Source organism: Dactylosporangium sp. NPDC000244 (assembly GCF_040300725.1).
Lineage (GTDB): Bacteria > Actinomycetota > Actinomycetes > Mycobacteriales > Micromonosporaceae > Dactylosporangium.
The window spans coordinates 40,271-51,470 of sequence record NZ_JBEPEH010000002.1; the positions used below are offsets into that span (position 1 = coordinate 40,271).

The window sequence follows — 11,200 nt, forward strand, 5'->3', positions numbered from 1 at the left end:
GAACGCGTGTCGGCGACCTTGACCCTGACTGCCAGCCTGCGCCCGGCCGCGCTCGACGCCCGCCGCGGGGTCGTGCGCCTGCACCCGGAGGTGCTCACGGCGCTCGGGCTGCGCCCCGGCGACCCGGTCACGCTCACCGGGCGGCGAACCTCGGCCGGGATCGTCGCGGTGGCCGAGCCGGGGGCCAGCCGCGCCCTGCTCTACGCCGACGACCTGCTGCTGGGCAACCTCGGCCTGCGCGACGGCGGCCAGGTCACCGTCGCGACCGCCCCGCTGCGCGCGGCCGGAACGGTCACGCTGTCCGGGCCGTCCGAGATCATGGCGGTCGTGTCGCCGGAGATGCTGCGCCTGGCGCTGCTGGGCAAGGTCGTCACGGTGGGCGACAACGTGTCGCTGCTGCCCCAGGACGTCTCGCTGGGCACCCTGTCGGTGTCGGCGCCGGCGGTCCACATGGTCGACCGCGGTCTCGTCGAGGCGGCCCGGCGCAGCCTGTCCAACACCGTCGGCTACGCGTTCACCAGCGCGCTGCTGAGCGTCGAGGCGGCCGAGCCGGCCGGCGCCGCGCTGGTCACCATGGACACCGCGGTCGGCTGGCTGCATGGCCATGCGACACACGCCCCGGGCGGCGTGATGGCCACGCCCAGCTCCGCCCCGGCCCCGGCCACGCCGACCGTGACCCCGGCCGGCCCGGCGCCGACCCTCGACGACCTGCCGGGCCTGCGCGCCCAGGGCGAACAGCTCATCGAGCTGCTCGACCTCGGCTTCCACCACGGCGAGGTGCTGGCCAAGCTCGGCACCACCGTCTCGCTCGGCGTGCTGGTCACCGGCCCGGCCGGCTCGGGCAAGTCCGCGCTCGTGCACGCGGTCGCGGCCCAGGTCGAGGCCCAGGTGGTGGCGCTGTGGGCGCCCGAGATCGCCGCCCTGACCAACAACGACGCGGCCGCGCGCCTGCGCAAGGCGGCCGACGAGATGCGTGGCGCAGACGGCGAGCATCGTCCGGCGATTCTTCTTGTTTCCGACGTCGACGCGCTCGCCCCGCGCGACCAGCCCGGCCCGCTGTCCACCGTCTTCCGCCAGCTGCTCGGCGAGCTGATCCGCGAGGGCGAGGCGGTCGTGTGCACCACCAGCCGCCCCGAGTCGGTCGACCCGGCTCTGCACTCCCCGGAGCTGCTGGCCCACGAGATCTCGCTGCCGCTGCCCGACGCCGCCCTGCGCCGCGAGCAGCTCGCGGTGCTCACCCGCGGCATGCCGCTGGACGACGACGTGAAGCTCGACGACGTCGCCTCCCGCACGCCCGGCTTCGTGGCCGCGGACCTCGCCGCGCTGGCCCGGGAGGCGGGTGTACGCGCTGCGCTGCGCCATCGCCGCGAGGCCGAGACCCCGAAGGTCGTGATGGCCGACTTCGAGGCCGCCCTGGAGGTGGTCCGGCCGACGTCGATGGCCGAGAGCTCGCTCGAGCTGGCCAAGGTGACCCTGGACGACGTCGGCGACATGGTGGACGTGAAGCAGACGCTGACCGAGTCGGTGCTGTGGCCGCTGTCCTACCCCGACGCCTTCTCCCGCCTCGGCGTCGAGCCCCCGCGCGGGGTGCTGCTCTACGGCCCGCCCGGCTGCGGCAAGACCTTCCTGGTCAAGGCGATCGCGGGCACCGGCAAGGCCAACGTGCTCTCGGTGAAGGGCGCCGAGCTGCTCTCGAAGTGGGTCGGCGAGTCGGAGCGGGCGGTCCGCGAGCTGTTCCGCCGGGCCCGCGAGGCCGCCCCGACCCTCGTCTTCCTCGACGAGGTGGACGCCCTGGCCCCGACCCGTGGCCAGGCGACCGACGGCGGCACGACCGACCGCGTGGTCGCGGCCCTGCTCACCGAGCTCGACGGCGTCGAGTCGCTGCGCAACGTCGTGGTCATCGGCGCCACGAACCGCCCCGACCTGGTCGACCCGGCCCTGCTGCGCCCGGGCCGCCTGGAGCGCCTGGTCTTCGTGCCGCCGCCGGACGCCGACGCGCGCGCCGAGATCCTGCGCGCGGCGGCCAAGTCGGTGCCGCTCGCGCCGGACGTGGACCTCGCCGCCCTGGCCGCATCGCTGGACCGCTTCTCGGCCGCGGACTGCGCGGCGCTGGTGCGGGAGTCGGCCCTGGCCGCGATGCGCGAGTCCCTGGACGCGACCGAGGTGACGGCGGCGCACGTGGAGCTGGCCCGCTCGCGCGTGCGGCCGTCGCTCGACCCGACGCAGGTGGAGTGGCTGGCCAACTACGCGGAGCAGCAGCGGGCCCGCTGAGCGGCCGGCGCGGCCGGCTCAGCGGCGGCGGGCGCGCGAGGCTCGCAGGCGGCGCAGGCGCTGGACCACGATCGGGTCGTGGGCCAGCGCCAGCGGGTTGTCCAGCAGGCCGTTGAGCAGCTGGTAGTAGCGGGTCGCGCTGAGGCCGAAGGTGTCCCGGATGGCCTGCTCCTTGGCGCCCGCCTGCCGCCACCACCGCTTCTCGAACGCCAGGATCCCCTTGCCGCGCTCGTCGAGCTCGGCCGGCTCCTCGGCGACCGCGATGTCCGGCGCCGGGGCCGGCTCGTCGCCGTCGAGGAAGTCGTCGATGTCCTCTGTGGACGGTTGCGCGGGCACGCGGGCAGCGGCGACGTCGTCGCGCCGCAACCTCCGCACCTCACCCACGCCGACCACCCTATCGGGTGAGGGCCTCGATCACCCGCTACGCAACGCGGCCGCCGACCCAGCTCAGGTCCGGGGCCTTGAACGCCAGGTCCATCAGGGCCTGGTCCACCTCGTCCCGGGTGAAGTTGGCGCTGGGATCCTGCTCGTCCGGAACCCACAGCGTGATGCCTCCGGGGCGGCCGAACTGGGCATACGTGTGCTTCGGGGCCTCTCCCGTCGAGGCGACCACCATGGCGGACCGGGTGCGGTCGAGCGTCTCCGAGGTGACCGAGGTCAGCCAGCCGCCGGGGCGCGGGTGCACGGCCAGCGTCAGCCGGCCGCCGAAGCGGGCGGGGAAGCCGACGGTCAGGTTGAGCGGGAGCGTGGACGCGCTGCGGGTCAGGGAGCGGGCGACGCGCACGGCGAGGTCGGCCTGGTTCGGCAGCTGATACGCCGTGACCCGGATCGGCGTTCCCTCGTGCTCCCACGACACCGTGGCCATGTCCGTCACCGCGAGACGGCCGCGGGCCTGGCCCAGGGTGACCGGCTCGCCGGCGTCGGCGTCGCCGAACCGCTCGCCGATGGTCAGGGTGATGCCGGGCGCCGGCGAGTGGTCCTCCGGGTAGGCGACGCCGGGCGGCAGCCAGCTGCGCCGCGAGCCGAAGAACGCCGCGTCCGAGGGCATGACGGTGACCTGGCGATACTGCTCGGAGACCCCGTCGGGCAGCCAGCCGGGGCCGAAGCGGAACGGGGTGCCGGCCGCCACCGAGGGGGCGGCGGGACCGGCCGGAACGCCGGAGCCGGAGCGGGCCAGCAGCGGCACGCCCACGGCGGTCGCGGCCGCGGCGCCGCCGAGGGCACCCGCGCCGACCAGGAGCGTGCGGCGCTGGCGGTGGACCCGGGCCCGGGCCGCGATCCGGGCGCGCACCCGCTCGGGCGGCGGCGCGGTCGCGGCGATGGCCTCGAAGGCGGCGTGGATGAGCGGTTCGTCGGTCACGTCGTGCTCCTCGAATATTCGCGCAGGGTGGCGAGGCCGCGGGCGGCGTGGCTGCGGACGGTCGCCGGGCGGCAGCCGATCAGGTCGGCGATCTCCGGGTCCGACAGGCCCTCGTAGTAGCGCAGGGCGATGACGATCCGCTGGCGCACCGGCAGCGCGGCCAGGCGGCGGATCATGGCGTCGCGCTCGTCGACGGCGGTCGCCGGGTCTTCCAGCGGGGCGCCGACGGTGTCCAGCGCGGACAGGGACATGGGCACGACCCGGGCCGCACGGCGGCGGCGCCACGAGGCGAGCTCGTTGACGATCATGCGTTTGACGTACGCCTCGGGCACGTCGGCGGCGCTGATCCGCGCCCAGCGGGTCTGCGCGCGGGACAGCACCTCCTGCACGATGTCCTCCGCGAGATGCGGATCGCACGCGAGCACGGTGGCGTACCGCAGCAGCGCGGCCAGCCGTGCACTGAGAAACTCCTCGAATTCCACCGGCGCCCCCTTCGCCCCTCTGACGCGGGTGGAGCCGGGAAATGTGGAGTCAGGCGGTGACGATCTTCACGCCGGCCTCGCGGAAGGCGCCCAGCGTGGCGTCGGTCGCGTTGGAGTCGGTGACCAGGGTGTCGATGCGGTCGATCGGGCAGATGCGCGCGAAGGCGTGCCCGCCGAGCTTCGAGCTGTCCGCGATGATCACGACCCGGCGGGCGCGGGCGACCATGAGGCTGTTCATCGCCGCCTCGCCCTCGTGGTGGGCCGCGGCGCCGAGGGTCACGTCGAGCGCGTCGACGCCGAGCAGCGCGATGTCCAGCGTGACGTCGCGCAGGATGTTGCCGCCGAGCGGGCCGACGAGCTCGAAGGACTGCGGGCGGACCACGCCGCCGGTGACCACGATCTTCATCCGCGAGCGCACGAGCAGCTCGTTGGCGATGTTGAGCGCGTTGGTGACCACCGTGAGCTGGGCGTCGTCCACGCCGCCGGTCAGCTCCGGGCGCACCGCGAGCGCGCGGGCGACCTCGGTCGTGGTGGTGCCGCCGTTGAGCGCGACCACCATGCCCGGCGAGACCAGGGCCGCCGCGGCCGCGCCGATGCGCTGCTTCTCCGGGGCGTGCTTGGCCGTCTTGTACCGCAGGGGCAGGTCGTACGACACCCCGTTGGCGACGGCCCCGCCCCGGGTACGCGTGATCATCTGCTGCTGCGCGAGCTGATCGAAGTCGCGCCGGATGGTGGCCTGGGACACGTCGAGGCGCTCGGCGGCGTCCTCCACGCTGATCCGGCCGCTGTCCGTGAGGATCTCGAGGAGCGCGTTCCAGCGCGCGTAACGGTCCACGCGGCCCCTCCCTGCGCGTACGGTGCGAGATGTGTGCACAATAATGCGCGAAACGGCCGGTAAACGCAAAGGCAACTGCTCGAACCAACGGATGGGCGACAGTTGCCAGCCCGACGGCCGGTGCGCGATGATGCGCCAACCGGAAGGTTTGTTCACAGTAACGATGGGGCGAGGACAGAGCCGCACATGACGCAGACCGTGATCGCTCTGGACGTCGGGGGCACCGGCATCAAGTGCGCGCTCGTCGGCGCCGACGGCGACGCGCTGCACACGGTGCAGCACGCCGAGCGCCACCCGACCGGGGCCGAGCGCGGCGGCGAGGCCGTCATCGCGACCATCCTGGACATCGCCGAGGGGCTCGCCGCGACCGCGCGGGCCAAGGGGCTGGAGCCGGTCGGCGCCGGGCTGGTGGTGCCCGGGGTCATCGACGAGGTCAACGGCATCGCGGTCTGGGCGGCGAACGTCGGCTTCCGGGACGTACCGCTGCAGGCCCTGCTGGAATCCCGCCTCGGGCTGCCCGCGGCCCTCGGCCACGACGTGCGGGCCGGTGGGCTGGCCGAGGCGCGGCTGGGCGCCGGGCGGGGCCGCGACTACGTGCTCGTCATCCCGATCGGCACCGGGATCGCCGCGGCCAACGTGGTGCACGGCCAGGTCTACACGGGCGGGCACGGCGCCGGCGGCGAGATCGGCCACATCGTGGTGCGCCCGGGCGGCCCGGAGTGCGGCTGCGGCCAGCGCGGCTGCCTGGAGGCGATCGCCTCGGCGTCGGCGGTCGGCCGGCGCTACTCCGAGCAGGCCGGCCGCACCGCCACCGCCGAGGAGGTCGCGCGCCTGGCCGCCGAGGGTGAGGCGACCGCGGTCGAGGTGTGGCGCGAGACGATCGACGCCCTCGCCGACGGGCTCATGACCGGCATCGCGCTGTTCGACCCGGCGGTGATCGTGCTCGGCGGCGGCCTGGCCGAGGCCGGCGAGGCCCTGCTCGCACCGCTGCGGGCCGGCGTGCACGCGCGGGTGACGTTCCACCGCGAGCCCGAGATCACCCGCGCGGCGCTCGGCGACGAGGCCGGCTGCCTGGGCGCGGCCCTGATCGCGCTCGACCACCTGCACATGAAGGAGAGCACCGCATGACTGTGGTATCCGGGGTCCGGGTCGTCGCGGGCGACCGCGTCATCGACAACGGTTTCGTCCGCGTCGAGGGCTCACGGATCGCCGAGGTCGGCGCGTCGCCCTCCGGCCAGGCAACGGATGCCGCCGTGGTCGTGCCCGGGTTCGTCGACATCCACGTGCACGGCGGCGGGGGCGCGACCTTCACCACCGGCGACGCGGACGAGGCGCGCAAGGCGGCCGCGTACCACCTCGGCCACGGCACCACCACGATGCTCGCCAGCCTCGTCACCTCGTCGCCGGAGCTGATGATGAGCGCCACCAGGGCGTTCGCCCCGCTCGCGGCCGAGGGCCCGATCGCCGGCGTCCACTTCGAGGGCCCGTACCTGTCCCAGGCCCGCTGCGGCGCCCAGAACCCGGCCCACCTGCGCCACCCGGACCTCGGCGAGCTCAAGTCGCTCATCGACGCGGGTGAGGGTGCGGTACGGCTGGTGACGGTCGCCCCCGAGCTCCCCGGCGCCCTGGATGCGATCCGCCTGCTGGTCGAGCGCGGGGTCGTCGCCGCGATCGGGCACACCGACGCCACCTACGAGGAGACGCTCGCCGGTGTCGAGGCGGGCGCGACGGTCGGCACGCACGTGTTCAACGGCATGCGCCCGCCGCACCACCGCCAGCCCGGCCCGGTCTTCGCCCTGCTCGGCGCGGCCGGCGTGGTCTGCGAGTTCGTCGCCGACGGCATCCACCTGCACGACGGCACTCTGGCTTTTGCCGCCTCGGTCACCGGCCCGGCCCGCGCGGCGCTCATCACCGACGCCATGGCCGCGGCCGGCATGCCCGACGGCACCTACGACCTCGGCGGGCAGAGCGTCGACGTCGCCGAGGGCGTGGCCCGGCTGACCCGCGACGGGGCGATCGCCGGGAGCACCCTGACCATGGACCGCGCGTTCCGCCGGGCCGTGGGCGCGGGGCTGTCGCTGGTGCACGCCTCGCGGATGGCCTCGGGCACGCCCGCCCGGGCGATCGGCCTGGACGCCACCGGCGAGCTGCGCGAGGGCGCCGCCGCGGATCTGGTGCTGCTCGACGCGGAGCTCAACGTTCAGCGCGTGATGCGCGCCGGCTCCTGGGTGTCGTAGAACGGGCCGGACCAACTCTTGAACACACCCAGGGGGATCGCGTCCCACGGCACCCGCCGCAGGATCCGGTCGAGGAGCACGCCGAGCATGAGCGCGGCGAGCCCGTCGGTGACCCAGTGGAAGCTCAGGTACGTCGTGGTGAACAGCACCACCAGCGGGACCACGTAGCGGATCGCGGTCACGAACCCCGGGCACAGCACGCCGGTGAGCAGGGTGGCAAGCACGCCGTAGAACACGATGGTGTTGATGACGTGGCCCGACGGATAGGACATGCCCGAGTCGATCCGGAAGAGCCACTCGGGATGGCTGAGCTCGTGGTTGCTCGGCGCGGTGCGGTCCGTCCACAGCTTCACCGGACCGATGGTCACGTAGGTGATCAGCTCGGCCCCGATGAGCGGTAGGAACGGGCGGACCGTGTGCCGGGCCCGGCTCATGAAGAAGGCGACGATCGCGACCAGCGGCGTCAGGACGGCCCCGCCCTGGCCGAGCAGGTTGCCCCCGCGCAGCACGAGGTAGAACCACCGGGGCCGGTGCGCGTCGACGAAGTCGCGCACGGCGAGATCCAGACCCAGCAGCGGGGTCTTCGCCGCGAGCAGGATCGTGATGAGCGCGAAGCCCGCGAGCAGCAGCGCGTCGAGCCACCAGCCGGCGGGACGGACGGGTCGAAGCTCGATGCGCACGAGGGCAAACGGTACCCGAACACGACGAAGGGCCCGGTCGCCCGGGCCCTTCGTGCACAGGTTCTCTACATCAGGTTGCGCAGCTGGGCGGCGATCCGGTCGATGCGCACGCCCGAGTTGGGGCAGCCGCCGAAGTGGTGCAGCGCGATGACCTTGTTCGTGCGGCGGGAGATGACCGGGGAGCCCGAGGAGCCGCCGTCGGTGTCGCAGTAGTACGACATGTCGGTGTTGGCGGCGTAGCCGTCGTAGGACGGGTCGCTCACGGCGCAGTTGCCGCTGCGCTCGGTGCTGTCCTGGCTGGTGATCACCGTCGGCGCGCCGCGCGGGTGCTGCGGGATGTAGAGCTCCTCGCCGCGCACCGGCGCCCGGTCGTCGATCTGCAGGTAGCCGAACTGCTGGATCTGCGCGAAGTTCTTCACGCTGAACAGCGTGTAGTCGAGGATGTCGTCGGTCGCGAGCACCTGGTCGCCCATGACCTTGACCGGGCGCAGCGTGTTGCCGCCGTTGCACTGCGCGCACTCGTAGTTGAACCACACCTCGGTGCTGCGCGCCTCGCGGCTCGTGGTGAAGCAGTGGTGGTTGGTCAGCATCCGGTTCTGGGTGCCGACCCGCCAGGCGGTGCACAGCTCCACCCCGTTGATGAGCAGCCGCGCGACCGGCTTCGAGTTGGCGTACGCCACCGGGTCCGACGACTTGTAGCAGGCGGCGTTCTCGGTCTCGTTGGCCCGGCCGCAGATGCTCTCCTCGTGCGGCGCGGCGGCGAGCGCGGCCTTGCGGTCGGCGTCGGCCTTGGCGCGCTCGGTCGCCGTCTGCCCGCGGGCCACCTTGTCGACGGTCACGCCCATGCTCGCCAGCCGCGAGCGGATGCCGAAGACGTCCTTGCCCGCCTTCCGCACGCGCACGACCGCGCGGTCGCCCGACACGGACATCGTCCAGTTGTCGGATCCGCTCAGTTCTTCCGCGGTGTACTCGTACTGCTCCGCCCCGCTCGCGTCGCTCACGACGACCTTGTCGCCGTCGCTCAGCGCGAGCCGCGAGAAGTGCACCTTGACGTAGTCGGCACCGGCGTAGGTGAACGTGCGCGAGGCGGCCCGCTCGATGCTGCCGCCGGTCACCGACTCGAGCACCCCGGTCTGGGTCGCGCCCGGTTCCTCGAGCCCCGACACGTCGTGGAACAGGCGCAGCTGCGGCGCGGTGGCCGGCGCTCTCTGCGGCTGCGGCGAGCCGGAGGAGGCCATGGCGACCCCCGCCCCGGTGACTCCGAGCAGGGCACAGACCCCTGCCACCAGCAACGACTTACGCCGCATGAGCGCGTCCTTCCATGGGTTCGCAGAGCAGAAGGGATACGCCCGCCGGAGGGAGGGGTTAAATCGGGCGATCCGCCCATTCAACGACCGATCCCCGCACAAGGGATCGGGATCCGGCCGCTCTGACCGCCTGGCTAGGAAATGCGGTCGACCGTCCCGCCGGTATGGGCCAGAAGGCCACCCAGCCCCACCCGCGTCGTTACCACGGTCAGCAGATCGTCGGCGCGCAGCACGTAGGTGCCCGGCGGGGCCCAGACCGTCCGGCGCTCCTCGTCGGTGGCGACCGCGAGGACCTGCACCTCGCCGACGTCCTGGGCCGCCTCGACCGGGCTCCCGTCCAGCCGCGAGCCGGCGACGATCGGCACCTCGGCGAGCAGCAGCACCCGGCGGCCGACCGGGATGGTGCCGATCACCTCCCGCTCGAGCAGGGCGGCGGCGAAGGCGGGGGCGGCCAGGAAGGACACGCTGCGCGAGGCGGTGATGCCGAAGGCGCGCTGCACCCGGTCGGCGAAGCGGCCGTCGAAGAGCCGCAGGATGACCCGCAGGTCGGGCTTGAGCGTGCGGCCCTCCAGCGCGGCCTCGAGGTTGGCCTGGTCGTCGGTGGAGACCACCACCAGCGCCCGGCAGGTGTCCACGGACGCGGCCCGCAGCGTCTCGACGTTGCTCGCGTCGCCGACGATGAACGGCACCCCGCGGCTGCGGGCCGCCTCCGCGCCCCGGGCGTTCTCGTTGCGGTCGATCACCACCACGGGCACGCCGAGGTCGACGAAGGCGTGCATGACGCGGGTGCCGACGTTGCCCAGCCCGACCACGACCACGTGCCCGGAGACCGGCTCGCGCAGCCGGCCGAGCGCGAGCGCCAGCCGCGCGTTGACCACCGCCTCGACCACCGCCGCCGTGATCACCGGGATCAGTGCCACGTTGACCAGCCCGAGCAGGGTGGTGATCACCTTCTCGGGCCAGTGCGACTCGAGCTCGGGGCTCGCCCCGGTCAGCTCGGCCAGCAGCGTCACGTAGGCGGCGTTCCACCAGCTCACGTGCTTGTAGTGGGCGATGACCGCGGTGCCGGCGATGAGCATGACCACCAGCACGAGCGCGGTCAGCCAGAGCTTGCGGCTCACCAGGCCGCGCAGCGCGTGCAGGGGATGGCGCAGCTGATGGCGCCACCAGCGGCGGAACCGGCTCTCGCGCACCGCGGGCGGCCGGTCCAGGCGCTCGCCGCGCTCGACCACCGTGGCGGCGCGCTCGCCGTTGGCCACGGCCAGGACCAGATCCGCGTCCTCCCGGGGCAGCAACTCGGGCTCGTCGTCCGCCCGGGTGCGGGCCAGGCCGCAGACGACGTCCTCAGGGCGGACCTCGGCGCGGCGGGCCACGAACAGGGTGCGCTGCGCGACCCGGACGTGCACCGGCGCGACCTCGCCCAGCGCCTCGGAGACGAAGGCGGGCGCGGCCATCTGGGCGTCGGAGAGCACCCGCACGTCGGCGAAGTTGCGCCGCACGCTGTGCCCGAGGCGCAGGTTGAACATCCGGACCACCAGCCGGATGCGCGGGTTGACCTCCTGCGCCTGCAGGGCCGCGTCGAGGTTGCCGATGTCGTCCTGCTTGACCAGCGCGAGGGCGTCGGCCCCGGCCAGGTCGGCCCGCTCGAACGCCTCGGTGTCGGGCTTCTCCGCCTCGATCACCCGGCCGCCGTGCTCGGCCACGAGCCGGGCGATGTCGGGGCCGTACCGCCGCCGGGTGCTGGGCAGGATGGCGGTGACGTGCACCCCGTACTGCAGGATCAGCTCATTGATCAGCCGCACCGCCAGGGGGTCGTCCCCACACACCACGACCCGCTTCGCCGGCGCGTGCACGATGTGTCGCTCGGGCCCGGCGACCGGCTCGATCGACCACGGACGGGTGATCGCCTGAACGCGTGGAAGGTTCCCCCGCAACCGCCTCATCAGCCACGACTCGGACGTCACCGGCCGATCCTAGCGAAGATCACCAGTTTCCGATGACCCACGATCTCGTTGGTCCCGGCGAATC

The 11,200-nt window shown here is 73.6% G+C and carries 10 protein-coding genes; 3 read left to right on the forward strand and 7 right to left on the reverse strand.

Going from position 1 to position 11,200, the window contains the following annotated elements:
* The first annotated feature begins 6 nt into the window (after positions 1-6).
* Entirely contained in the window at positions 7-2,271 is a 2,265-nt protein-coding gene (locus tag ABT369_RS02705; RefSeq protein ID WP_350609939.1) for an AAA family ATPase, read from the forward strand.
* An 18-nt stretch (positions 2,272-2,289) separates the two neighbouring features.
* On the opposite strand, the gene ABT369_RS02710 is transcribed toward ABT369_RS02705, so the two are convergent.
* From ABT369_RS02710 to ABT369_RS02725, 4 genes are read right to left on the reverse strand one after another with little or no spacing between them, the layout of a single operon-like run.
* On the reverse strand, positions 2,290-2,664 hold the full coding sequence (locus tag ABT369_RS02710) for a DUF3263 domain-containing protein (RefSeq protein ID WP_497979256.1): 375 nt from the start codon (positions 2,662-2,664) through the stop codon (positions 2,290-2,292).
* Between the two features lie 28 nt (positions 2,665-2,692).
* On the reverse strand, positions 2,693-3,631 hold the full coding sequence (locus ABT369_RS02715; RefSeq protein ID WP_350609941.1) for a hypothetical protein: 939 nt from the start codon (positions 3,629-3,631) through the stop codon (positions 2,693-2,695).
* Entirely contained in the window at positions 3,628-4,113 is a 486-nt protein-coding gene (locus ABT369_RS02720) for a SigE family RNA polymerase sigma factor (RefSeq protein ID WP_350609942.1), read from the reverse strand. The genes ABT369_RS02715 and ABT369_RS02720 overlap by 4 nt, the downstream gene beginning before the upstream one ends.
* Before the next feature lie 49 nt (positions 4,114-4,162).
* Positions 4,163-4,948 carry a DeoR/GlpR family DNA-binding transcription regulator gene (locus tag ABT369_RS02725; RefSeq protein WP_350609943.1) on the reverse strand — a complete coding sequence of 262 codons (786 nt, stop codon included), beginning with the start codon at positions 4,946-4,948 and terminating at the stop codon, positions 4,163-4,165.
* A 186-nt stretch (positions 4,949-5,134) separates the two neighbouring features.
* On the opposite strand from ABT369_RS02725, the gene ABT369_RS02730 reads away from it, so the two are divergent.
* On the forward strand, positions 5,135-6,076 hold the full coding sequence (locus ABT369_RS02730) for an ROK family protein (RefSeq protein ID WP_350609944.1): 942 nt from the start codon (positions 5,135-5,137) through the stop codon (positions 6,074-6,076).
* Positions 6,073-7,185: an N-acetylglucosamine-6-phosphate deacetylase gene (nagA, locus tag ABT369_RS02735; RefSeq protein ID WP_350609945.1), complete on the forward strand. Its 1,113-nt coding sequence runs from the start codon at positions 6,073-6,075 to the stop codon at positions 7,183-7,185. Before ABT369_RS02730 ends, nagA begins: the two co-directional genes overlap by 4 nt.
* Here the strand turns inward: nagA and ABT369_RS02740 are convergent.
* The 3 genes from ABT369_RS02740 to ABT369_RS02750 all read right to left on the reverse strand — a co-directional run bounded on the left by ABT369_RS02740 (position 7,149) and on the right by ABT369_RS02750 (position 11,136).
* The gene (locus tag ABT369_RS02740; protein WP_350609946.1) at positions 7,149-7,865 is read right to left on the reverse strand and encodes a phosphatase PAP2 family protein; all 717 of its coding nucleotides are present in this window, start codon (positions 7,863-7,865) and stop codon (positions 7,149-7,151) included. The two genes, nagA and ABT369_RS02740, sit on opposite strands and share 37 nt — an antisense overlap.
* Before the next feature lie 65 nt (positions 7,866-7,930).
* Complete coding sequence (locus tag ABT369_RS02745) at positions 7,931-9,172, reverse strand: trypsin-like serine peptidase (protein ID WP_350609947.1); 1,242 nt, start codon at positions 9,170-9,172, stop codon at positions 7,931-7,933.
* A 134-nt stretch (positions 9,173-9,306) separates the two neighbouring features.
* A complete protein-coding gene (locus ABT369_RS02750; protein ID WP_350609948.1) occupies positions 9,307-11,136 on the reverse strand; it encodes an NAD-binding protein in 1,830 nt (609 codons plus the stop codon).
* Between the last annotated feature and the right edge of the window lie 64 nt (positions 11,137-11,200).

Bases quoted from the DNA above. Each gene is read 5' to 3' on its own strand.
- ABT369_RS02745 (WP_350609947.1), bottom strand. From the start codon at position 9,172: ATGCGGCGTAAGTCGTTGCTGGTGGCAGGGGTCTGTGCCCTGCTCGGA.
- ABT369_RS02730 (WP_350609944.1), top strand. From the start codon at position 5,135: ATGACGCAGACCGTGATCGCTCTGGACGTCGGGGGCACCGGCATCAAG.
- nagA (WP_350609945.1), top strand. From the start codon at position 6,073: ATGACTGTGGTATCCGGGGTCCGGGTCGTCGCGGGCGACCGCGTCATC.